The organism is Bacillus sp. CCB-MMP212 (genome assembly GCF_022748145.1).
GTDB classification, from domain to species: Bacteria; Bacillota; Bacilli; order Bacillales; family Bacillaceae_G; genus Bacillus_A; species Bacillus_A cereus.
Window position 1 is genome coordinate 33,159 of the sequence record NZ_JALDQE010000014.1, and the last position, 24,607, is coordinate 57,765.

Here is a 24,607-nt window from a genome sequence, read left to right on the forward strand (position 1 = left end):
TAAGGAGGAACTAGAAATGAAAAAGTGGGTATTTATTTCTTTTTTTATAGCATGCACAGTATGTGTAGGCGTTTATATATCACCGTTATTTCAAAAGGAAATCGATGTTAAAATTGTCGGGAAAGATGAGCTAGTAAAGGCGGCAAACACCGAGAGGAAAGAGATTACGAAGGAACAAATTTATAAGGGTGATTTATTATTAGTTAACAGGGATTATCCAGTAAAAAAAGATAGTATTAGGTCTGATATTATAAATGTAAATCATAATAGTGAATTAGTGAGAGGTTATGTAATATTTGATAGAAATCTTCGTTTATCAAAGGATGTTGTGAAAAAGTTTTTGAACGTAGTCGATGCGGCTGGAAAAGAAAGTGTTAACCATTTTTTGATTAGTAGTGGTTATAGAGATTTCCAAGAGCAAAAACAGCTATATGAAAAAATGGGATCTGATTATGCACTTCCAGCAGGATACAGTGAACATAATTTAGGATTATCACTGGACATTGGGTCTACTCAAAAGAAAATGGAGAAAGCGCCTGAAGGAAAATGGATTGAAGAGAACGTATGGAAGCATGGCTTTGTATTACGTTATCCGAAAAATAAAAGTAACATTACTGGAATTCAATATGAGCCATGGCATATCCGTTATGTCGGCCTACCTCATAGCGCAATTATGCAAAAAAAGAATTTTACACTAGAGGAATATTTAGAGTTTTTAAAAGCGGAAAAAGAGGTTTCAACTGAAGTAGAAGGTAAGAAATATACTGTTTCTTATTATAAAGTTTCTGAGAATACGAAAGTGAACGTTCCAGCAAACAAGCAGTATGAAATTTCCGGGAACAATATGGATGGGGTTATTGTGACGATTCAGGAATAGAGAAAAAGGCTGTGCCATTTGGGACAGCCTTTTCTTATATAAGAAAGGAAGTGACGTTTTTTGTCGGTAAATCGATATTCTTTGTCGAATCGTTAATATATTATAAGTTATGATAGATATAATTGAAAAATCGTTGATATATTGTAAGTTATGATAGATATATTCAAAAAATCGTTGATATAATTTCCTATACTATTAGCATTTTGGAGGAGCATCTTTTTATGTATTTTTAAACATTATAACGTTATATTTACTTTTCGTTTTTTTCATGTTACTCTAAATATGTGAAAGAGATATAAAATGAAACTTAAATGTAAGCGTATTCTTATGGCTTCTTATAGAAAAGGGTGGAAGTACAATGACAGAACGATTCGTACTACGTAATGTAAAACGTGTGAACGGGGAAGAGATTGACATTGTAATTGAAAATAATAAAATCGCACAGGTGACGAAAGCTGGTGCTGGCGAAGGTGGAAAGGTTCTTGATTACTCTGGTACTTACGTATCGAGTGGTTGGATTGATTTACACGTTCATGCTTTTCCAGAGTTTGATCCGTATGGCGATGAGGTGGATGAAATTGGCGTTAAGCAAGGGGTAACGACAATTGTTGATGCGGGTAGTTGCGGTGCTGATCGCATTGCAGATTTAGTAAAAAGTAGAGAGCAGGCAAAGACAAATTTATTTGCCTTTTTAAATATTTCTCGCATCGGTTTGAAACGAATTGATGAATTATCCAATATGGAATGGATAGATAAAGAGAAAGCGGTAGAAGCAGTAGAAAAGTATAAAGATGTAATCGTTGGGTTAAAGGCGAGAATGAGTAAAAGTGTCGTTTGTGATAGTGGAATTGAACCGCTGCATGTAGCGCGCGCTTTATCCCATGAAACATCATTACCGATTATGGTACATATCGGCTCAGCGCCTCCTCGCATTGAGGAAGTTGTACCTCTTTTAGAAAAAGATGATGTTATTACACATTACTTAAACGGGAAAGAAAATAATTTATTTGATGAAGAAGGCAAACCGCTACCTGTGTTACTAGATGCAGTGAATCGCGGCGTGCATTTAGATGTTGGTCACGGTAATGCTAGCTTTTCTTTTAAAGTAGCAGAAGCGGCGAAGCGTCACGATATTGCCTTTAATACAATTAGTACGGATATTTACCGGAAGAATCGTATACATGGTCCAGTGTATAGTATGGCTCACGTTCTTTCGAAATTCCTTTACTTAGGTTATCCGCTAGAAGAAGTGATTGATGCGGTTACGAAAAATGCGGCAGAGTGGCTTAAGAAACCAGAGCTTGGCCGTATTCAAGAAGGGGATATTGCAAACTTAACTTTATTTACGGTTAAAGATGAGAAGGTTACGTTAATTGATTCAGAAGGGGATCAGCGCATTGCTGAAAAAAGAATTGATACGAAAGGGGTTGTAATTAATGGGTCATTCATTGAATGCTAAGTACGGATTAAAAAGAGTAATTAATGCGAGCGGTAGAATGAGTATTTTAGGTGTATCTGCTCCTACAGATACGGTAATGGATGCGATGAAACATGGTGGACAAAATTATGTGGAAATTGCAGATTTAGTAGATAAAGCAGGAGACCATATTGCGAGAATTCTAGATTCAGAGGCAGCGGTCGTTGTGAATTCAGCCTCGAGCGGAATTGCGCTTTCTATCGCTGGTATCGTTACAGAAGGAAATCGCCGTAAAAGTGAAAGACTTCATCAAGAAGTAATCGCGAAAAACGAAGTGATTATGTTAAAAGGTCATAACGTTCAATACGGTGCTCCTGTTGAAACGATGATTTACTTAGGTGGAGGAAAACTCGTTGAAGTTGGCTACGCAAATGAAGGGAAAGCAGAACATATTGAAGATGCGATTGGCGAAAATACAGCAGCAATTCTTTATGTGAAATCACATCATGCAGTGCAAAAAAATATGATTTCTGTTGAAGAAGCGTGGGAAGTAGCACAGCGAAATAATATCCCGCTTATCGTCGATGCGGCGGCTGAAGAGGATATTCAAAAATACGTGAAGTATGCAGACCTTGCCATTTATAGCGGTTCAAAGGCAATTGAAGGACCTACTTCTGGTATTGTCGGCGGGAAACGAAAATATATTGAATGGCTGAAAGTGCAATTACATTGTATCGGAAGAAGTATGAAAGTGGGGAAAGAAACAACTTTCGGTTTACTTCAAGCGCTTGATGAGTACGGAGTAAAAGAAGATAAAAGTGAGCAAGAAAAAGAGTTATTACAAGTACTTATGCCGCTGAAAGAATTAAACGGTATAAATGTAACGATCGTTCAAGATGAAGCAGGAAGAGCAATCTTTAGAGCACGTATTCATATTAACGAGAAAGAGTTAAATAAATCGGCAAAAGACGTTGTGACTGCATTACGCGACGGGGAAATCGCAATTTACACACGTGATTACGGAGTAAGACAAGGATTCTTTGATATCGATCCACGTCCACTTCAAGGTGATGACATACATGTAATTGAAGAAAAATTGAGAGAAATTGTAGGGGGAAACTAAAATGACAAATATTCAAAAACGTTTTTATAAAGGCCGCGTAGCATTAAATGTATTAGCGAACAATATCCAAAATGCGAAAGATATTTTTGAAGCAGCAGAAGGTTATGTAGTAGTAGGAGTGTTATCAAAAGACTACCCAACAGTAGAAGAAGCAGTTACAGCGATGAAAGCATACGGAAAAGAAATTGATGACGCTGTATCAATCGGACTAGGCGCAGGAGATAATCGCCAAGCAGCAGTTGTAGCTGAAATTGCGAAGCATTATCCTGGTAGCCATATTAACCAAGTGTTTCCTTCAGTTGGAGCGACACGTGCAAATCTTGGCGAAAAAGATAGCTGGATTAATAGTTTAGTATCGCCAACAGGAAAAGTAGGTTACGTAAATATTTCTACTGGCCCAATTAGTGCGGCTGGAGAAGAAAAAGCAATCGTTCCAATTAAAACAGCGATCGCACTTGTACGTGATATGGGCGGAAATTCATTGAAATACTTCCCGATGAAAGGGCTAGCTCACGAAGAAGAATATCGCGCAGTTGCGAAAGCTTGTGCAGAAGAAGGATTCGCATTAGAGCCAACAGGTGGAATTGATAAAGAAAACTTTGAAACAATTGTACGTATTGCGCTTGAGGCAAATGTAGAGCAAGTTATCCCGCACGTATACTCTTCTATTATTGATAAAGAAACTGGTAATACGAAAGTAGAAGATGTTCGTGAATTATTAGCAGTCGTGAAAAAGCTAGTTGATCAATATGCGTAAGAAAATTGCAGCGTTCGGCGAAGTAATGATGCGCCTGCAAGTACCTGGATATGAATTGTTGTCGCAAGCTAACACGTTAAATTACTCATTTTCAGGTACAGGTGTGAATGTTGCAGCGGCACTTTCTCACTTAGGGCATGAAGGGCTTCTTATTTCAACTTTACCGGAAAATTCGGTTGGAGATGCAGCTGTATCTTACATTCAAAAGTTAGGGATTCAAACTTCTCTTGTTTCAAGAGGCGGTAAATATGTAGGTATGTATTTTTTAGAAAATGGATTCGGTGCACGTGCAAGCCGCGTTACATATTCGAATCGATTAGAAAGTAGCTTCAATACGGCATGTGAAGAAATGTATCAATTTGAAGAAATCGCAAAGGAAATTGATATCGTTCATTTTTGCGGTATTACACTTGCGATGAATGATATGGTGCGTCATCATATGAAATCTTTAGCGAGAGCAGTTAAAGAAAACGGAGGAACCGTCGTTTTTGATTGTAATTATCGTCCCTCACTTTGGGGAGAAGACGGATATGAACAGGCAAAACCGCATTATGAAGAAATGCTAGGACTTGCTGATATCGTTATGATGAATGAAAAAGATGCAATGTTTGTTCTTGGAATGAAAACAGAAGAGACAGAGCGAGAGGCGCAACTTGTTGATCTTATTCCAAAGGTAGCTGAAACGTATCATATCGCTACAATTGCTGGTACTCATCGCTCTATTAACAGTGATAATACACATTCGCTTCGCGGGTTTATATGTAAAGATGGAACGTTCACTTTTGCAAAAACACTTACGTTTTCTGTATATGATAGAATAGGTGCTGGAGATGCTTATACGAGCGGAATTATTCATGGCGAGATAAAAGAGTTCGCATCAGAGAAAGCTGTTTCATTTGCGTCAGCAGCTGGAATGCTAGCACATACAATCGTCGGTGATACGCCAATGTCATCAGAGAAGGATATACTTCGGGCGATGACGGCATCAGTAGGTGATGTAGAAAGGTAGTGGGTGTAACAGTGAACGTAACGAGAAAAAAAGGACCATTATATTTGCAAATAAAAAATATTATTCGTGATCGAATATTGCATGGTGTATATGCGATTCATACGAATATTCCTTCAGAACCGCAATTAGAAGAAGAGTTCAAAGTTAGTAAGATTACAGTGCGTAATGCGATTAAAGAACTCGCTCAAGAAGGATATTTGGAAAAGAAGAGCGGCAAAGGAACGAAAGTGATTCGTAATACTTCTGCGACAAAACTGTCAAAGGGTAAGAAATTTACAGAAGTGTTAGTGGAAGAAGGATATAAAGTACAAAAGAAATTATTAAAAGCAGAAATCGTTCATAATGAGGAAGGAACAGTGCCGTTTCGATTATTCGGTAAAGAGAGTTTTCGTATCGAGCGCCTATATATGTTAAATGATACGCCGTACATTCATTATACGCACTATTTCTCAGCTCAAATGGCAAGTACAGATTTATCGGACTTTGATTTACAATCGCTTTACGATTTAGTTGAGGACCGAGGTATACATTTAGAAAACTTCAGAGATGAATTCGCAGTTGGACTTGCGCCTAATTTCGTTGCAGAAGCGCTAGGTGAAAAAGAGGGAACAGCGCTATTAAAACGCATGCGCTATTCTTACGATGAAGTTGGCGAAGTAATTGAATATAGCGAAGGCTACTACAATACAGAAATGCAGCATTATGTAGTGAATTATGACGTATAAAAAAGAGGGGATGTTCCCTCTTTTTTTATAAAGTAAGGGGTAACTAACTGTTACGATTTATTTAACCAATTATAACGAAAGTTAATTAAATATATCAGTAAGCCCTGCTAGTCAAGTGATTGGCTAGTAGTGAGGGTTTAACTGCGGGCAATCCCTAAAGCTGATTGAACTACAACGTGGCTAGAAATGGCGAGCGTGAATGTTGCGAAAGCAGAAAAAATCAATCAGATGATGCAAGGTTAAATCCTAAACACTAGAACAATGGGTCTTCCGCCTCGAATCATCTAAGTCAAAATAGATAAGATGAACGTTCAACGACTATCTCGTATAACTGACGAGAGTACATCACAAGCCTATGGTGCTGGAAAAATTAAAGAGATAAACATATAGTCTGCGCTCATGTGAAAATATGAGAAGTTCATAAGAGAACTGGCTAAGGAATTGAGCCCTTAGTTGAACGAGATAAACTTAATTAAATCTATCAAACTTCCTTGAAAATACAGAACATACGTGCTATGTTAGGTTCAATGAGGTAAGAATAATAATGGAATTTTTACGAGTTAGTCAAGTATCAGAATTAACAGGTTTGCATCCGAGTAGTCTCAGGAGAATGCTGGTGGAACACGCTACGATTCAGAAGAACAAATCTTTCATTAAAGGAGTTACATTCTGATGATATTGGCGAAGAAAGTTAGACTGATTCCAACGCCTGAACAAGAAAAAGTACTTAGAAACCATGCTGGTGCTGCAAGATTCGCTTATAACTATTGTAAAAGAATGAGTGATAGATACTATAAGCTATTTGGAAAATCTGTTTCACAGTTAGCTTTACAGAAACGATTTACAAAGATCAAGAAGCGAAAGAGGTATGAGTGGTTAAAAGACATTAACGCACAAGTTCCCAAACAGGCTTCAAAAGATTTTGATAAGGCAAGGAAGCATTCGTTCAAAAAGTACAAAAATGGTTATCACACTTCTTATAAATCTAAAAAAGATGTAATCCAAGGATTTTATGCCAATTATGAAAGACTGATTATAGGAAAAAAAGTCGTTCATATTCAGTCTATTGGAGAAGTGAAAACAAGCCAACAACTACCAAGAAACAAAAAACCATCCAATCCAAGAGTTACCTTTGATGGTCGTCACTGGTGGATGAGTGCAGGATTCCAAGAAGACTTTGAATCACAAGAACTAACGAATGAATCGATTGGTGTGGATGTTGGTTTAAAAGAACTTTTTGTAGCTTCTAATGGTATGAAAGAACGAAATATAAACAAAGATGCCAAGGTTAAAAAACTTTTGAAAAGGAAAAAGTCAGCGCAAAGAGATATGTCTAGGAGATTTAAAAAAGGTGTGAAAATTCAATCTGCCGGGTATGAAAAAGCGAAAGCTGAGCACCTGCGGTTATCTAGGAAAATTACGAATATCCGAAATAACCATATCCATCAAGCAACAGCTAAATTGGTGAAAACCAAACCAATGAGGATTGTTGTGGAAGACTTACCTATCTCAAACCTGTTAAAAAACAAAAAACTATCGAAAGCATTTTCATTTCAAAAATTACACTTCTTCTTTCAATGTTTATCATACAAGTGCGAGAAGTATGGCATTGCGTATGTAAAAGCTGATAAATGGTTCGCTTCAAGCAAGATTTGTTCATGTTGCGGAGTAAAATACGACCATTCAGTTCAACCAGAAGGACAGTGGAGTTTAAAAATTCGTGAGTGGCGTTGTGCTTCATGCAATAGCCATCACGATAGGGATGTAAATGCGTCGATAAATTTATCAAGATGGGTAAAATAAATGCTTGATAATAGGAGGTAACGATACTGCCTCGTGTGGAGTGTTATACCCCTCGTCCCTTTGGGGCTGCGAGAACACGATGAAGCACTAACTTGTGTAAATTTGATTGAATTGTATAGATTTAGTTAAGTTTATCGTATCGGTTATACCTGAAAATGAACCAGAGCTTATTCGAGTTACGACTGTCTCAACCGATTTACCGAGTCGGAAAGTTTCATTCTTTATTATTTTATTACCAGTTGTATTGATGATTTTATCGGTCGTTGCACCATATATTTCATTACCGAAAAAGATGACTGAATTTTTTGCATTTATTGGAAGTCCAGTAATTGCTTTACTTATTTCATGTTTCGCAGCATTTTATTTACTTGGAATAAGACAAGGAATTAATAAAAAGATGATTAAAAAATTAACAGACGAAAGTTTATTACCGGTCGGTTCCATTATTTTAATTATCGGTGCAGGCGGTGGATTTAAACAAATATTAATTGAAAGTGGCGTTGGAACGGCCATTGCGCAAATGGCAGAACATATATCGTTATCACCAATTGTATTAGCTTTCATGGTAGCTGGATTAATTCGAATTGCAACAGGTTCAGCGACAGTAGCATTAACGACAGCAGCAGGGATTGTTTCACCAGTTATTCAGCACATGTCTGGTGTGAATTTAGAGTTGCTTGTTATTGCAACCGGTGCAGGTTCATTAATGTTTTCTCACGTAAATGATGCAGGGTTCTGGCTTGTAAAAGAGTATTTAGGTTTGACGGTGAAGGAAACATTTAAAACTTGGACGGTGCTGGAAACATTGTTATCATTTATTGCATTTGGTTTTGCTCTTTTGTTGAATATGTTTCTTTAAAGGATACCTGAATAGGTATCTTTTTTTGATTAAGCCCAATTCCTAAAACAAGCCCGTTTTTAGGTAAGCCAAGCTTCCTATTCGCCCTGAAAACATAATATAAATGGAATCCCCTCATTTAGAGCAAGGTGAACTTGTTATGAATGATACTAAAGGAGGAATAGGGTAATGAGCGAAAAGTGTGAACACAGACATGATGATTGTAACCGCAGACATGGTTGCGGAGGCGGTTTTGCGCTTCTAATCGTATTGTTTATTTTATTAATTATCATCGGTGCTAGCTGCTTCGGCGGAGGCGGCGGTTGTGGCTATGGTGGTTACGGCGGTTATGCTGGCGGCTACGGCGGATATTGCTGCTAATTATTAAAAACTATTGAAAATAGCCTTGTGCATATTGCACAAGGCTATTTTATTCATATTTTTATATGCTGTGATAATTTATTAATGTACAGAGAACGGATTAAGAAGAAGAAAATAATCTCGATAATCCCGAAAAAGGTGAGTACGATACATGTCTCTTTTAGTAAGGAGAAAGAAAACATACTTTGTAAAAACTTAACCGCAAATAATGTGTGAACACCAGCAACGATGTAAGGAACGAAAAATAAAATTCCTAATTGAATCGTTGCAGAGCGAAACATTTCTGATTCAGTTAAGCCAAGCTTTGTAATCGTAATATACTTTTGTCTTTCAGTTGTTAAGTCATTATACATACGGAAATATAAAACACTAGCTGCTCCGATAAAGAAAATAAAGCCAAGAAATGCCCAAATAAAGAATTGAGCGACTGCATTTCCTTTACTATGAACGAGTTCATCCGTAGCTGTATAAATATAAAATGGTTTAATGAAATCTTCTTCATTTTTATGTGCTTCATACAAGGTTTCTGCATCATGATCTAAGCTTTTTAATATATTTTTTGTTGGGACAATTGCATTTTCCCAATTTTCCACGAAGTAGTTATAGACTGTAATTGTTTCAATATGAGGAATCATATTTTCAATTACTTCATCTTGCATCACAATTAAGTGGGGTAATGCAAAGGGAGGCTCAATTCCTCTATTAATAAAACCTTTAATTTGAAATTCCTTTTTATTAGAGCCAAGTGTAATTGTGTTCTGCTTCGCAAATGGGTTAGACACGAGATTTAATAACGCTGGTGAATAGCGAGAAATATTATAAACTTGTGAAGAATCGAGAGTGATTTTTGGTCTGTTTAATTGCTGTGCTATTGCGTTATAATCACTCATTTTCATAATGGCAATTGATTCTTTTAAAGCTGTATCTTTTAAAACGGTAAACTTATATTTGTCATATTGAAAATTAGCATTTGTAAGTTCAGTTTCAATCGTAGTAATATGCTTTTGTTCAAATGCATTAACACCTTCTGATGTATAGGTGAATGGTATTGGATATCGTTCTAGTATGGGTGCTTTCGTATTATTGTTTGCAGCAAATAACCCGATAATAATTGTAAATGCAAGTGCAGATAGCATAGAAACAATAAAGAGTACATTAATATTACTGCGTGTACGAGAAACTAAATCTGAAATCCATAACATATTTATTTGTTTTAAGTAAAACTTTCTTCGTTTCTTTAAAATATAGATAAAGAGAAGAAATGTTTGTGAAAAAAATAAATACGTCCCAATCACTACAAGCGGTAAAATAGATAACATAATTAAGAATACAGATCCATTTTGTGCATTTTTTTCCGTTATGTAGCCTTGCGGATAACCGGCAATATAATAACATAGTCCTAAACAAGTTAAAGCAAATAGTGAAATGAGTATAGAGGGTTTTTTCTCGCTCTTCTCTTTGTTAACGCACTTAATAAGCTTCGTTGTTTTTCGAGTACGAATAAACATTGGTGTAAATGTAGAAACGATTAAAAATAAAATGATAAACGTTACGGTTGTAACGATAATCGCTTCTGTTGGCCAATATAAATATAGACCTTTCGAACTGGTTAATTTCGAAGTGACTAATAAGAAAAAGTTAGAAAATACAAGGCCACCTTGTATCCCGATAAAGATAGATAATATCCCGATTATCATGTTTTCAGTAAATAACAATTTTTTTAATTGTCTCTGTGAGATACCGAGAATCGTAAGTATCCCGAATTGCTGCTTCCGCACATTTAAAAATGTTCCAATTGAATATAAGAGAAAGAAGAACGAGAACATAACAATCACAAGCTGTGCTGTACTAGCTAAATTCATTAGAGGATCACGTTCTTGAAAGCTTTGTACACTCTGTAAGCGTGGATGATACGCGTATACAGTAAATGAAAAGAAAACCATGATAGAAAACGCACTACTTATAAAGTAGGCGAAATATGCTTTTGAATTACGTGAGACATTTTTAAATGCGAATTGCCAAAACGTCATCCACGTCTTCCTCCTAATAAGGCTAGAACATCTAATATTTCTTGATAAAACTTCTCGCGATATAATCCGCGGTGCAGTTCATTGTAAAGCTCTCCATCTTTAATGAAAATAACACGGTTACAATAACTTGCTGCAAACGGATCGTGCGTAACCATTAAAATCGTTGCATCTTCTTCTTTGTTTAATTTCGTAAATAACTCCATTACATCAATAGCGGCTTTTGAATCCAGGTTCCCTGTCGGTTCATCGGCTAGTAAGAGAGAAGGGTGATGAATAACAGCGCGTGCTACTGCAGTACGCTGTGCTTGTCCTCCAGAAACTTCAAAAATACGTTTGTCCAAAATATGATCAATTCCAAGCTTTTTTGAAATGTTATCAAGCTTTTCATCCATTTCTTTTAATGGAACATTATCTAATGTTAAAGGTAGTACGATATTTTCACCGATTGTTAGTGTATCTAGTAGGTTAAAGTTTTGGAAAACAAATCCTAACTCTTGGCGGCGGAAAATAGCTAACTTCTCTCTACGAAATGTGTGTGGTTTTTTTCCGTTAATAACGACGTCACCAGAAGTAGGAGAATCAATTGTAGAAATAACGTTTAAAAATGTAGATTTCCCGCTACCAGATGGCCCCATAATGGCAACGAATTCCCCTTTATCTACGTGTAAATTTATATTTTTTAAAGCAGTATGAGGGACTTTTCCCTCATATACTTTTGAGACGTTTTTTATGTGTAATACTTCTTCCATAGTAATCACCTTTCTACTTTTAAAACTTAATATGTTGTGATAATTTTTGCATATAAAAGGAACGAATTAAAAGGAAAAATAAAATTTCAACTGTTCCAAAAATCAACAGTACGACTGTAATCTCAGCGAAGAACGAGAGATGTAAAACTTCTTGTAGCATCTTTGTCGCAAACATCGTATGGATTGATGCCATAATGTAAGGCACGAAGAAAAGAATCGCAAGCTGAATTGTCGCTGAACGTTTCATTTCAGTTTCAGTTAAGCCAATTTTCGTAATCGTTATATATTTTTCTTGCTCATTTGTTAAATCTGTATACATTCGGAAGTAAAGAACACTACCAGCACCGATAAAGAAAATAACACCTAAGAAAGTACCAATTAAGAAGAACGAAGCGACATTTAGTTTTGTTGTGTATAGAGAATCGCTCGCTTCACTTGCATGGAACGGTGGATGCTCTGCTTGAATTGCTGCATTGTCGTTATTGATTTTTGTGATAAACGATGAACCGATATTATGTGCTTTTTCCCAATCTGTAACTTTGAAGTTATATACACTCATTTGTTTGGAAACTGTGGATAAGGATTCTACAGTTTCATCAGATAGTATGAGTAATTGGTATATTAAGCTGTTTGGGAATGGGCTATAACTTTTATATTCTTTCACTTGTAGTTGTAAATTGTTTTGAGTAAGTGTAAGAGTATTTTTCTTTTCTTCATTGTGAAGTGTTCCAATAACTTGATCATCTAAGTCTTTCATAAGAATATAAGATTCATTCTTATTTACCGTGAGTTTTTCCCAATTTAATGCTTTAGCAAGTACATTATAGTCACTTTGTTTAATTGCGTAATAGAGCTGCGTGTTATCTTCAGCTGAAGATACTTCATATATATCCGTTTTAAATTTCGTATAAGTAAAATGCTCTTCATTAAATTTCTGCTCTAACCAGTTTAAATGTTCATCAGCTAATGTATTTTCAGTATGTGATAAATACGTAAACGGGAAAGGGTTTTGTCTAATTGCATCAAACTTTGTAAATTTCCCAAAACCGTATAAGAATGTAATCATTGTAAAAGCGAGTGTTGATAGCATCGCTACAATAAAGAGCATGTTAATGTTTGTCCGAATGCGCGCTGCTAAATCCGAAATCCAAAGCATATTAATTCGTTTCATATAAAACGTTCTTCGCATTTTTAAAATACGAATAAGTAAAAAACTAATTTGTGAAAAGAAAAAGTATGTTCCAGCTGCAATAAGCGATGGAATAACAAATATACTAGAGACGGCATATAAAAGCCCAATGGTATCGCCTAACGACATAAAATATAATGGATTGGATTCTAATACATATCCAGTTATTAAACATGCCGCACCAAATAGAGAGATGAGCACGGATGCTTTTCTTTCTTTTTGTTGTTTTCCTTCTTTTAAAAGACGTACGGCTTTTCTCGTGCGAATGAGCATCGGTGTAAAAGATGATACGAGAATGAAGAGCCCGAGAAAGATGATGATAGTTAAAACGATAGCACTTGTAGGCGGATATAAATATAAACCAGGTACGTGTGTAATTTTGGCGGTAACTAATAAAAAGAACTGTGAAAAGACAACTCCAAGTTGAATGCCAAAAAATATAGAAAGAGCACCAATTAACATATTTTCTATAAATATGAGTCGCTTTAATTGTTTTTGAGATATGCCAAGTACTGTTAAAATCCCGAACTGTTTTTTTCGTACTTTTAAAAACGTCCCGATTGAATACAGTAAAAAGAAAAATGAAAAGAACACAATGACAACTTCTGAAATTGTCATTAATATGTTCAGAGAATAATTCACGTCTGTCATATGCAATTTAGGATGAAATAAATAAACTGCAAATGAGAAAAAGATTGCGATGGAGAACGCACTGCTTACAAAATAGGCGAAATAAGCTCTGGCGTTCCGCGTCACGTTTTTAAATGCAAACTGCCAAAATGTCATTCACCTGAACCTCCTGATAGGGTGAAGATGAGAAGAGCATAAGAAATACTCTTTTCATCAAGTTTGTTTTAAATATTTTGTCCACTTGTGTATTGTGATAATTTTTGCATATAAAGTGAACGAATGAATACGAAAAATACGATTTCAACGAATCCAAAAATAATAAGAACAGCTGAAACTTCTTTGAACAGAGATAAACCAATTACATCTTGTAGCATTTTTGTTGCGAACATTGTATGAATGGATGCCATAATGTACGGAATGAAAAATAAAATACTAAGTTGAATGGTTGCAGATCGTTTCATCTCTGTATCTGTTACACCGATTTTAGAAATTGTTATATATTTCTCTTGTTCGTTCGTCAAATCCGTATACATTCTGAAGTAAAGAACGCTACTAGCTCCAATGAAGAAGATAACTCCTAAAAATGTCCCGATTAGGAAGAATGCAGCACTGCCTGATGTTATTCTATATAAAGAGTTTGCCGATTCAAAGTAGCGAATGAGAGGCCCTTCATATTGGAAATTATCTCGATCTTTTTGTACTTTTTTCATAAAATTATCAGCAATTTTATATGTCTGTTCCCAGTTTTGAATTTTGTAATTGTATGCTGATATATGCTTTACGGTGCTAGGTAAGTTATTTACGATAACATCAGGCAAAACTATCGTTTGATATGAAAAGCCAGATGGAATTGCATTCACATGCTCATAGCCTTTTACTCGTAATTTCGTATTTGTACTAGAGAGTGTAATGTAATCTCTTTTGTAGCTTTGCTCAAATTCGTTGAATATAGTGAAATAAGATGTCCCTGTTAACACATATACTTCGTTATCATCCATAAATAGTTGTTTCATTCGTAAAGAATCTGCAAGTTTGTTATAGTCACTTTGCTTAATTGCGTATACGTCATTATAAATAGCTATATCTTTATCTTCTTTTAGTGGTGTTTCATATATATCAGCTTTTATTTTTTGATAAGGGAAATGCTCTTTTTGTAATTGTTGCTCAAGCCAATTTAAATGCTCTGTAACAAAAGGGTTCGCCTCATAAGAAAAATAAGAAATTGGGAAAGGAGAAGTTCTATTAACTTCTAGCTTAATAAATTTCCCGAATCCATATAGAAACGTAATCATTGTGAAAGCGATAGTAGATAGCATCGCTACAATAAAAAGCATATTAATATTCGTTCGAATACGGCTCGCTAAATCCGAAATCCAAAGCATATTAATCCGTTTCATATAAAACTTCCTTCTTTTCTTTAAAATATAAATAAGTAAGAAACTAATTTGTGAAAAGAAGAAATATGTTCCAATTGTAACAAGCGTTGGGATAACGAAAATACTTGAAACCATATATATAACACCGATTTGCGGGTTTACTGATACGAAATATTTAGGATTTCCAGCTAACGCATAACCACCAAATAAACAAATCGCACCAAATAATGAAACAAGTATGGATGGTTTTCTTTCTTTTTGTTTTCCACCATTTGTTTTTAAAAGGTGTACTGCTTTTTTTGTACGAATAAGCATTGGTGTGAATGCGGATACAATGATAAAAAGACTAAGGAAAACAATGGTTGTTAAAATAAACGCGTTAGTAGGACCGTATAAATATATTCCTGGAACATGCGTAAGTTTGGCTGTTACTAATAAGAAAAATTGCGAAAAAACAACTCCAAACTGCATGCCGAAAAAGATAGATAAAATCCCGATTAACATATTCTCCATAAAAACAAGACGATGTAATTGTTTTCTCGATATTCCTAAAATGGTCAAAATACCAAATTGTTTTTTTCTAACTTTTAAAAAAGTACCAATGGAATATAGTAAAAAGAAGAAAGAGAAAAATACAATTACTACTTCTGAAAATATCATTAATCCTGAAATTTCAGAGGTCATGTCAAAGTTTTGTAATTTCGGATGGAATAAGTAAACAGCAAACGAAAAGAACACAGCAATGGAAAAGGAACTACTTACAAAGTAAGCAAAATAAGCTCTCGAGTTGCGCGTGACGTTTTTAAATGCAAATTGCCAAAATGTCATAGATTATACCTCCGGCTAGAAGATATAGAAGTAGTTGTATTGCAAAAAATGTATGAGAGTGAGTTCTCATACATTTTGCTTGCATATGTTACGATCATACTTCGGTCACCTTCTCCGTATGTTCTGCTTGATTATTTGCAGCGTTGTGGAAGATGATTTTAATCGTCGTTCCTTTACCAACTTCAGAATCTAGTTTGACCGAGTGACCTAAATAATCACAAATTTTACTTACAATATAAAGGCCCATACCAGTAGATTCTCCGAATGCGCGACCGTTTTTCCCAGTGTAAAACGGTTCAAATACTCTTCGAATATCTTCTTGCGGAATACCAACACCTTCATCACGAACTTCTAAAATAATATCTTTTCCGTTTCGGTAAGCAGATAAGAAAACTTTCTTTCCGCGCTCACCAGAGTAACGAACAGCATTTGTCATTAACTGATAGATGATAAATTTTAGCCATTTCGCATCAGAAGTAACTTTTAAATCAGAATGGACTTCTAAAACAGGGAAGACACCATTACGAATGAATAGTTCTTTTAAGCCATTAATATTTTTTGTTACCGTATCTTTTAATGAAATCGTCTCGACATGGAAATCTTCATGGAAGTTATTTAACCTAGCCATGTATAAGGCCATATCAAGCCCTTGGTTTAGACGCTCTAATTCTTTTTTAAACTTTGGAATTAAATGCTCGTCTTCCATTTCTAGCACCATAAGCTGCATAACAGAAACAGGTGTTTTCATTTGATGTACCCAATGGTTAATGAATAGTTGATGTTCTTGTTGTTTTACTTCATACGATTGTAGTTCTTTTTGGAAGAGGCGGTACTGCGTACGCACGAGTTCATTGACACCGTGAGGCATCGGAGCAGTCGCTCTTTCAATAAACGCATCTTCCATTTTTTCTGGTTGCTCACTTAATCTATGGTACATTCTACGATTGCGAACGTAACGATAAGCGAGGAAACAAATGAATAAATATAAACTTAAAACGACGAAGTAGAATTTATTGTTTTGAAATCCATCTACTGCATCATAAAGAACGAAAATGATACCGAAGTTTAATACGTACAGTAGGAAAAATGCAAAATGATCACGTAAAAATAGCTTCATGCTTATTCACTCCAAGTTGCGTTAAAGCGATATCCAAGTCCACGTACTGTTTCAATAGAGTTCTCAATGCCAAGCTCATTAAACTTTTTACGAAGACGCGTAATGTTTACGTTTAATGTATTTTCTTCAACGAAGCTCTCGTCATCCCAAAGCGCAGCTAATAAATCTTCACGGCTCGCTGTACGAGGGAATTTAGATAATAACATTTCAGCTAAAATAGCTTCTTTCTTCGTTAAAAGAACTTGTTCAGATCCGAAGTGAATTTCAGGACGTTCTGGGAATAGTTTTAAACCTTCTACTTCAACGATACGTTCAGAAATATTCGGTGCATAATCACCGTAAATACGACGTAATTGTCCTTTAATTTTCGCCATTACAACATCGTAGTGGAACGGTTTTGTAATGTAATCATCCGCACCGCTTTCAATTGCCATAATTTGTTCCATCTCACCAGCACGAGCTGAAATGAAAATAATTGGACAAGTAGATTCATGACGAATTTGACGGCACCAGTAGAAACCATCGAATTTCGGTAAGTTTACATCAAGTAAAACAAGATGTGGTTTCACGGCGTTAAACGATTCCATAATATCATCGAAATTCTCCGCTACCACAGCCTCATAACCGTACTTCTGAATGTGAGATTGCAGTAATGATGAAATATTTGGATCGTCTTCAACGATTAAAATTTTATACATATGTATATTCCTCCTCAAAAAAACAATTGTAGCTATAGTGTATCATGTGTTTCAAGTCTTTTCATTATGTTGAAAGATAAGCTAGTAAACAGTATAGGTTAAAAGTGAGAAAAGTAAAAAGGGCGCTGGATGAAATTGACAAATAACGGTAATCGGTTTAATATTTAGATAAATATCTAAATGTCTAATTATCGAAAGGAAGAAAGACATTGAATCAAGCATTCAAAGCATTAGCAGATCCAACAAGGCGAAAAATTTTAGACTTATTAAAAGAAGGTGATCTAACCGCTGGTGAGATTGCTGAACATTTCAATATGACAAAACCAAGTATTTCACACCACTTAAGCGCACTTAAAAATGCTGAACTTATTCAAGATGAAAAGAAAGGGCAATTCATTGTGTACTCTTTAAACACAACGGTCTTTCAAGATTTGTTGACTTGGGTGTTTACATTTACGAATAAGGGGGAAGAGGGGAAATGAAAAAGCATCTTTTTGCAATCTTATTAATTGTTATAACTTGTTTAGCTTGGGCGTTTGCTTGGCCACATTTACCGGATACAATTGCAACGCATTGGAGCGGAGGTAAAGTAGATGGATATTCTTCTAAATTGTATGGAATGCTTTCTATGATTGGAATTATGATTGTTTTATATATTTTTCTAAACGTGTTACCAAAGATTGATCCAAAGAAAGCGAACTACGAGAAGTTTTCTAAAGCTTTTATGATGATGAATAACGGGATATTACTGCTACTATTTGTAGGGAATATAGATATTATTACAAGTGGATTAGGATACAATTTATTCATTAATCGCGTGCCGGAATTATTAGTGGGTATTTTATTTATAGTCATCGGAAACTATTTACCACAATGTAAACCAAATTATTTTGTAGGTATAAAAACGCCGTGGACGTTAAGTAGCGAAGAAGTATGGAGAAAGACACACCGTTTTAGCGGAAAGGTGTTTGTTGCATTGGGGATCATTATGATTTTAAGTGTTTTTGCACCAGTAACGTGGAAATCTTTCGTAATGGTTGGAATTATTATTGGTGCAGTAGGATTAACGATGGGATATTCATATATTGCTTATAAAAAAGAAATAGGGGCCTAATAAAAAATTATGGGGGAGAGAGGATGAAAAGACACGTATTACCATGGAGTTTAATTATTGGCATTGCAATTGGATGGTATATTGTATGGCCATATTTACCAGAACAAATTCCACGCCATTATAATGCAGCAGGAGTAGTAGATGGATATTTTTCTAAAATAGAAGCAAGTTCATTCTCGATAGGTAGTATGGTAGTGCTCTATATGATATGGCTAGTTTTTGGATTCATAAAAGATAAGTCTACACAGCAATCCAAAGTTCTTTCAGCGATTAATTATGCCATTCTCTTTATCGGATTTGGATGTAACATATTTGCACTATTAGCAGCGTCTAATTATATTGCATCGGGCTCAATTGCATTTAATTTTGGACTTGGAACATTGTTTCTTGTACTAGGTAATTACATGCAACAAACGAAGCCGAACGGGTTAGTAGGCATTCGAATGGACTGGACATTAGAAAATCCTGTAGTTTGGAGAAAAACACATAGATTTGCTTCGAGGGTATTTGTAATAGGTTCACTTTGTATATATGCCGGGGCTTTGCTTCCAGATCCATTTAATATTTTTATGGGGATTGGAATCATATTAATATGTATTATCGTATCAACAATAAAGTCATATAGTATTTATAAAGAAGAGTTGAAAATGTAAATAAAGCTGCTTTTCCTTTTAGGGAAGAGCAGCTTTGTTTTTTTATCACTTCTTCAAAACCGGTATCCAAATTTCACTTTTAAAGTTTGGAGAAGATATGTCTTTCTGTTCATTCCACAATACTTCCGGTCCTTCCGCTAGTTCATAGTTCGAAGAAGGGAACCATTCAGAATAAATACGCCCCCATACATTTTGTAGTGCATCAGGAAATGGACCGACAGCTTCAAATATAGCCCATGTTGAAGCTGCGACTTCGAGTTGTTTAAACTGCTCTGGACAATCCTTTGTTGTGGCTACTCCAATATAGTGATCAAGTTCTCCTTTTTCCGCCATTCTTCCTTCAGAAAAATTAGTAGAAGCACTAATAATTCCAGTAGGTGCAATGTTTGAAAGGGACTTTAATGTTTGAATAGACTCTGGGTTTAAACTTTTCCACATAGAAGCAATTTCTTCATTTACACCGTTAAAAACGATTGGTACTCGTTTTGCAATACCTATAATTCGAAAGGGCTCTTTTTCTTCAATTCGATAGTTCATTTCATTTCCTCCTTGAATGGATAATTGGAAGGTCATTGGTGAATAAGCCTTCAAAGAATGGCTACTATTTCGGGCCTCTGAAGGTGTTATACCGTGCAAGTTTTGAAATGCACGAGCGAATGAATCTGGTGAGTTGTATCCATATTTTATAGCGATATCAATGACTTTTACATTGTTGTTTTTTAGTTCAAAGGCAGCGAGAGTAAGACGTCTACAGCGAATATATTCTGATAGTGATATGCCAGCTAAAAAAGAAAACATTCTCTTGAAATGATATTCGGAGCAGTAAGCTATTTTTGCGACTTCTTTAAAATCAATTTCATGTGTAAGGTTGTTTTCGATATACTGCATTGCAGCATTCATATTTTTAAGTGAATCCATATTATGACCTCCTCTGTACATAGAATAGCAGGAACGAAATAGCTCCATCCGACATTTCGTGCACAACTTTGTAGGTGCATTTTTTACCTTACAAAATTGTAATGTTCCTGTAAGGAGAATGAATGGATGGTATGATATCCCAATGTTATAGTAACAAAGTACTTTAATTCATTACGTTAACTTTTTGATTTCTTTACTTATGTGCCTTACATAACTGTCATGTTTGTGTAAGAAACATCGATAGTGGCAAGAGTAGAGAGTGTATATAGTTGAAAATAGAGAATAGAAGAAATGAGGGATGTCGAGATGAAAACAGTATTAGAAGCAAAAAATATTGAAAAAGTATATGACACGGGTGGTAATAAATTTTCAGCGTTAAAAGGTATTAACTTACAAGTAAAAGAAGGTGAGTTCGTTGGAATTATGGGACCTTCTGGTTCTGGTAAGACGACTTTACTAAACGTTCTTTCTACAATTGATAATGCGACGAACGGTGAAATTTTAATTGATGGAAAAGATATTGTGAAAATGAATGATGATAAGTTAGCGTTATTCCGCCGCGATCATTTAGGTTTCATTTTCCAAGATTATAACTTATTAGATACGTTAACAGTGAAAGAGAATATCGCTTTACCACTTGCGTTATCAAAGGTGAAAGCGAGTGAGATTGATCGCCGCGTTCTTGAAATCTCAAAGAAATTTGGTATTGATCATATTTTAAGTCAGTTCCCATATCAAGTATCTGGTGGACAGAAGCAGCGCTGCGCAGCATCACGTGCAATCGTTACGAATCCAAGTATGATTTTCGGGGACGAGCCAACTGGAGCGCTTGATTCTAAATCTGCAACAGATTTACTTGAAAGTATGAAGTCATTAAATGAATATGATAACTCAACAATTTTAATGGTAACGCATGATGCATTTGCAGCAAGTTATTGTAAACGAGTTATTTTCATTAAAGATGGTGAACTATATAAAGAATTGCACCGTGGTGAATCAACGCGTAAACAGTTCTTCCAAAAAGTCGTTGACGTAATGTCTTCTATTTCTGGAGGTATGGCTGATGACCTTATCTAGCATTGCCCTCCGCAACATACAGCGGAACTTTAAAGACTACTTTGTATATTTCGCATCTATGATTTTTAGTATTGTTATTTATTTTACATTTAAAGCACTGCAATATAATTCACAAATGGAAAAAGCAGCAGAAGCTTCAAAAAAAATTAGCGGAGCGTTCCAAGTTTCCAGTGTGATGCTTATCATTTTCGTAGCAGTGTTCATTATATATTCGAACGGATTCTTTACACGTAAACGTAAAAAAGAAGTTGGCTTATATTCGTTATTAGGTATTCGTAAAAGACAAATTGGTAAAATGCTCTTTTATGAAAATATGTTAATGGGATTAATGTCATTAGTAATCGGGATTGCGATCGGTAGTGTCCTTTCGAAATTATTCCTTGAGTTATTAGTAAATATGATGGGATTAAATTTAAACGTTCATTTTGAAGTACCGATGGCTGCCATTATTGATACAGCAATTATTTTCTTTGTGATTATTTTATATACATCACTTCAAGGATATCGTTTAATTTATCGCTTTAAGTTAATTGAACTTTTCCGTGCAGAACGTGAAGGAGAAGCAATGCCAAAAGGATCTGTCATCATGGCATTAATTTCAGTTTTCTTAATCGGTTCAGGTTATTTTTTAGCGCTAATGTACATGAAAGCAGTTATGTATGCAGACTTTATGGTCGTTGCATTATATATTTTATTAGCGACAGTAGCAGGGACTTATTTACTGTTCATGTTCTTCACAGTATTTGTATTGAAACGTGCAAGAAATAATAAGTCAGCATTTTATAATGGTATGAATATGGTAACGACATCGCAGTTACTATATCGTATTAAAGGAAATGCGAAATCATTGGCGACAATCGCTATTTTAAGTGCAGTTACATTAACAGCGGTTGGTACGTCAGTTACGATGTATTACAACACATTTACGCAATCAAAAGTTGCTGCGCCGTATAGTTATTCCTATGAGAAAAAAGATGCAGCATTAGATAAAAAAGTAAATGAAATACTTGCTGGAGAGAAGAATAATCACCCAGTCACATATGAATCAGAAGTTGAAATGATTCCTGTGAAAGGAACATTTAAAGGTGAAAGAGCTGATCAAGTTCTGAACACACACTATAATGTTACGAATCAGTACCAGCTTATTTCTCAATCAAGCTTTAATAAACATGTGAAACATTTAGATGTAGAACCTGTAAATTTAAGTGCGAATGAAGCTTTCGTATATGATAGCTTATATATTGAGAAACTTGATTTTGGTCCTCTTTATACAGGAAATACAGCTGTATTCCCTGTTGGAAATGAGTCAAAAGAATTAAAAATTAAAGGTGTAAATAATAGAAGCCTTACAAATTTAAATGAACTATTTGTAATCGTTCCTGATAAAACATATGAGCAAGTGAAACAAGTAAACGAAACGCGTACTGTAAAAAATATTGATGTAAAAGGTGAGCGAAATAGTAAAGAGTTAACAGCAAAATTAGCAAGCATTATGCCAGCTGGAGAATCAGAAGTTTTAAAACCATTTAACGATTTCTATACAGGATTCCAAATGGGGCTTGAAACGACAGGCTTAATGATGTTTATTGGGTTATTCTTAGGATTAGTATTCCTATTAGCAACAGGCTCAATTATTTACTTTAAACAATTAACAGAAGCAAGTGCTGACCGTGATCGTTACATTGTCCTTCATAAAGTTGGTGTAACGAAGCAAGAAATGAAGAAAGCTATCGCAAAACAAGTAAGCTTTATCTTCGCTATTCCGTTAGTAATCGGTATTTTACACAGCTTATTTGCACTAAAAGGTTTATCAAATATATTACCATTTGAAATTATGATTCCGCTTCTCATTAGTATTGGAGTATACGGTGTCATCTATATTGGATATTACTTCTTAACGGTTCGTTCTTATTATAAGATCGTGAGTGCGAAGTAATAAGGGGCAGCTATCGCTACACGCGATAGCTGTTTTTTTATTCTTCATAAAATCTTAAGAAACTTCCTCAATTTTTATTAAGAAACGATAGTTATACTTAGACACAAGTTAAAAACTATCGAAAGAATGAGGAGAGGTTTACATGCAGCTCATTACATTTTTACATGAATTTATAAAGCATCCAAAACATACTGGTGCAATTGCGCCAAGTTCAAAAATATTAGCAAAGAAAATGGTCGATGTAATTGATTTTAATAAAGCGAAATGTATTGTAGAGTTAGGGCCTGGCACAGGGGTTTTTACGAAAGAGATTATGAAGAGAAAAAAGAAGGAAACAATATTTCTTCTTATTGAAATTAATGAAGTATTTTTCAAAGAATTAAAAAGAAAGTTTAAAGATGAGCAGAATGTCATTGTTGTACACGGTTCAGCTGAAAATATAAAGAAGTATATGGAGGAGCTCAATATAGAATGCATTGATTACGTTTTATCAGGGTTGCCTTTCACTTCTTTACCAGAAGAAGTTTCAAAGCGCATTTTAAATAATGCGATGGAAGCGATACATGAGAATGGTGAATTCATTACATTTCAATATTCACTTGTGAAAAAAGGGTTTATACAGCATTTCTTCCCTGAAATTACACTAGAAAAAGTATGGCTCAATTTCCCGCCAGCCTACGTCTTTAGTTGCAAAAAAGAACTAAGGAGAGCGTATGCATAATGGAATTACATGAATTATTATCCTATATCGAGCAATACGGTTATTGGGCATTATTTTTCTGTTTATGGTTAGGTATTATCGGTATGCCAATTCCAGATGAAATGATTGTTATGAGTGGTGGTTTCGTATCTTCAGTAGGTATATTAAGTGTTGTTCCTTCATTTGTATTAACATATTTAGGTGTTGTATCAGGGCTTTCTTTAGGATATATATTAGGGAAGGTATTTGGCACGAAGGTACTCCATAAATTGATGAAAAAGAAAAAAGCGAAGTATTTAATAAAATCACAAGAAATGGTTGATAAATACGGAAAGTACGCGTTAGTGACAAGCTATTTCATACCAGTTGTAAGACATATCGTGCCGTATTTAGTTGGAATGAATAATATGTCATTTAAGACGTATGCTTTGTATTCTTATACGACAGGATTTGTTTGGACACTCGTTTATTTCGTACTAGGTTCTTTATTTGGACAACATATTGAAAGAATTGTAGCAGTTGCGATAGAGTATGGTTTGTATTTTGGCGGAAGTATTGCATTGATTGTGAGTGTGTTTTATTTATACAGACAAAAAAGAAATACAGTGATGAGTAAATAAAGGAGGCGGCAGCCTCCTTTTATTATTAATATGGCTTTATTT

At 35.1% G+C, this 24,607-nt stretch carries 23 protein-coding genes; 16 read left to right on the top strand and 7 right to left on the bottom strand.

The window, feature by feature from the left end; translation table 11 throughout:
- Positions 1-16: 16 nt before the first annotated feature.
- The 9 genes from MRP26_RS26925 (at position 17) to MRP26_RS26965 (ending at position 8,930) form a co-directional block, all read left to right on the top strand.
- A complete protein-coding gene (locus MRP26_RS26925; protein ID WP_197242910.1) occupies positions 17-877 on the top strand; it encodes a M15 family metallopeptidase in 861 nt (286 codons plus the stop codon).
- A 358-nt stretch (positions 878-1,235) separates the two neighbouring features.
- Entirely contained in the window at positions 1,236-2,336 is a 1,101-nt protein-coding gene (locus tag MRP26_RS26930) for an amidohydrolase/deacetylase family metallohydrolase (RefSeq protein WP_197242907.1), read from the top strand.
- Positions 2,314-3,417, top strand: a complete 1,104-nt coding sequence (locus tag MRP26_RS26935; RefSeq protein ID WP_197242905.1) for a DgaE family pyridoxal phosphate-dependent ammonia lyase — start codon at positions 2,314-2,316, stop codon at positions 3,415-3,417. Before MRP26_RS26930 ends, MRP26_RS26935 begins: the two co-directional genes overlap by 23 nt.
- A gap of 1 nt (position 3,418) precedes the next feature.
- A complete protein-coding gene (dagF, locus tag MRP26_RS26940) occupies positions 3,419-4,174 on the top strand; it encodes a 2-dehydro-3-deoxy-phosphogluconate aldolase (protein WP_078401182.1) in 756 nt (251 codons plus the stop codon).
- The gene (locus MRP26_RS26945) at positions 4,167-5,183 is read left to right on the top strand and encodes a sugar kinase (protein WP_242807137.1); all 1,017 of its coding nucleotides are present in this window, start codon (positions 4,167-4,169) and stop codon (positions 5,181-5,183) included. Before dagF ends, MRP26_RS26945 begins: the two co-directional genes overlap by 8 nt.
- The gene (locus tag MRP26_RS26950) at positions 5,183-5,908 is read left to right on the top strand and encodes a GntR family transcriptional regulator (protein ID WP_043935190.1); all 726 of its coding nucleotides are present in this window, start codon (positions 5,183-5,185) and stop codon (positions 5,906-5,908) included. The genes MRP26_RS26945 and MRP26_RS26950 overlap by 1 nt, the downstream gene beginning before the upstream one ends.
- A 672-nt stretch (positions 5,909-6,580) precedes the next feature.
- Complete coding sequence (locus tag MRP26_RS26955; RefSeq protein WP_000599321.1) at positions 6,581-7,711, top strand: RNA-guided endonuclease InsQ/TnpB family protein; 1,131 nt, start codon at positions 6,581-6,583, stop codon at positions 7,709-7,711.
- Between the two features lie 106 nt (positions 7,712-7,817).
- A complete protein-coding gene (locus tag MRP26_RS26960; protein ID WP_276569922.1) occupies positions 7,818-8,570 on the top strand; it encodes a GntT/GntP/DsdX family permease in 753 nt (250 codons plus the stop codon).
- Between the two features lie 168 nt (positions 8,571-8,738).
- Positions 8,739-8,930 (top strand): YjcZ family sporulation protein, encoded by a 192-nt coding sequence (locus MRP26_RS26965; protein ID WP_001290392.1) that lies wholly within the window; start codon positions 8,739-8,741, stop codon positions 8,928-8,930.
- Positions 8,931-8,983: 53 nt separating this feature from the next.
- On the opposite strand, the gene MRP26_RS26970 is transcribed toward MRP26_RS26965, so the two are convergent.
- From MRP26_RS26970 to MRP26_RS26995, 6 genes are all read right to left on the bottom strand, one after another.
- On the bottom strand, positions 8,984-10,960 hold the full coding sequence (locus MRP26_RS26970; RefSeq protein ID WP_242807138.1) for an FtsX-like permease family protein: 1,977 nt from the start codon (positions 10,958-10,960) through the stop codon (positions 8,984-8,986).
- The gene (locus tag MRP26_RS26975) at positions 10,957-11,709 is read right to left on the bottom strand and encodes an ABC transporter ATP-binding protein (protein ID WP_000393250.1); all 753 of its coding nucleotides are present in this window, start codon (positions 11,707-11,709) and stop codon (positions 10,957-10,959) included. The genes MRP26_RS26970 and MRP26_RS26975 overlap by 4 nt, the downstream gene beginning before the upstream one ends.
- A 19-nt stretch (positions 11,710-11,728) precedes the next feature.
- Positions 11,729-13,684 carry an ABC transporter permease gene (locus MRP26_RS26980; RefSeq protein WP_088024195.1) on the bottom strand — a complete coding sequence of 652 codons (1,956 nt, stop codon included), beginning with the start codon at positions 13,682-13,684 and terminating at the stop codon, positions 11,729-11,731.
- A 68-nt stretch (positions 13,685-13,752) separates the two neighbouring features.
- Positions 13,753-15,732, bottom strand: coding sequence for an ABC transporter permease (locus MRP26_RS26985; protein WP_242807139.1), 1,980 nt, complete (start codon positions 15,730-15,732; stop codon positions 13,753-13,755).
- A gap of 94 nt (positions 15,733-15,826) precedes the next feature.
- The gene (locus MRP26_RS26990; protein ID WP_098679515.1) at positions 15,827-16,849 is read right to left on the bottom strand and encodes a sensor histidine kinase; all 1,023 of its coding nucleotides are present in this window, start codon (positions 16,847-16,849) and stop codon (positions 15,827-15,829) included.
- 2 nt (positions 16,850-16,851) lie between these two features.
- Positions 16,852-17,547, bottom strand: coding sequence for a response regulator transcription factor (locus tag MRP26_RS26995; RefSeq protein WP_000276738.1), 696 nt, complete (start codon positions 17,545-17,547; stop codon positions 16,852-16,854).
- 209 nt (positions 17,548-17,756) lie between these two features.
- On the opposite strand from MRP26_RS26995, the gene MRP26_RS27000 reads away from it, so the two are divergent.
- Genes MRP26_RS27000 through MRP26_RS27010 form a run of 3 tightly spaced genes read left to right on the top strand, consistent with a single transcriptional unit; the run spans position 17,757 to position 19,314 of the window.
- A complete protein-coding gene (locus MRP26_RS27000; RefSeq protein WP_088024190.1) occupies positions 17,757-18,029 on the top strand; it encodes an autorepressor SdpR family transcription factor in 273 nt (90 codons plus the stop codon).
- Positions 18,026-18,661 carry an SdpI family protein gene (locus MRP26_RS27005; protein ID WP_157417421.1) on the top strand — a complete coding sequence of 212 codons (636 nt, stop codon included), beginning with the start codon at positions 18,026-18,028 and terminating at the stop codon, positions 18,659-18,661. The genes MRP26_RS27000 and MRP26_RS27005 overlap by 4 nt, the downstream gene beginning before the upstream one ends.
- A 23-nt stretch (positions 18,662-18,684) precedes the next feature.
- A complete protein-coding gene (locus tag MRP26_RS27010; RefSeq protein ID WP_000820672.1) occupies positions 18,685-19,314 on the top strand; it encodes an SdpI family protein in 630 nt (209 codons plus the stop codon).
- 45 nt (positions 19,315-19,359) lie between these two features.
- Here MRP26_RS27010 and MRP26_RS27015 read toward each other — a convergent pair whose 3' ends face one another.
- Positions 19,360-20,232 (bottom strand): AraC family transcriptional regulator, encoded by an 873-nt coding sequence (locus tag MRP26_RS27015; protein WP_242807140.1) that lies wholly within the window; start codon positions 20,230-20,232, stop codon positions 19,360-19,362.
- Positions 20,233-20,538: 306 nt separating this feature from the next.
- Between MRP26_RS27015 and MRP26_RS27020 the strand changes: the two genes are divergently transcribed.
- From MRP26_RS27020 to MRP26_RS27035, 4 genes are all read left to right on the top strand, one after another.
- A complete protein-coding gene (locus tag MRP26_RS27020; protein ID WP_242807141.1) occupies positions 20,539-21,309 on the top strand; it encodes an ABC transporter ATP-binding protein in 771 nt (256 codons plus the stop codon).
- Complete coding sequence (locus tag MRP26_RS27025) at positions 21,296-23,245, top strand: ABC transporter permease (protein ID WP_000176150.1); 1,950 nt, start codon at positions 21,296-21,298, stop codon at positions 23,243-23,245. The genes MRP26_RS27020 and MRP26_RS27025 overlap by 14 nt, the downstream gene beginning before the upstream one ends.
- A gap of 142 nt (positions 23,246-23,387) precedes the next feature.
- Positions 23,388-23,966 (top strand): class I SAM-dependent methyltransferase, encoded by a 579-nt coding sequence (locus MRP26_RS27030; protein ID WP_001176064.1) that lies wholly within the window; start codon positions 23,388-23,390, stop codon positions 23,964-23,966.
- On the top strand, positions 23,966-24,565 hold the full coding sequence (locus tag MRP26_RS27035; protein ID WP_098250696.1) for a DedA family protein: 600 nt from the start codon (positions 23,966-23,968) through the stop codon (positions 24,563-24,565). The genes MRP26_RS27030 and MRP26_RS27035 overlap by 1 nt, the downstream gene beginning before the upstream one ends.
- The last annotated feature ends 42 nt before the right edge of the window (positions 24,566-24,607 follow it).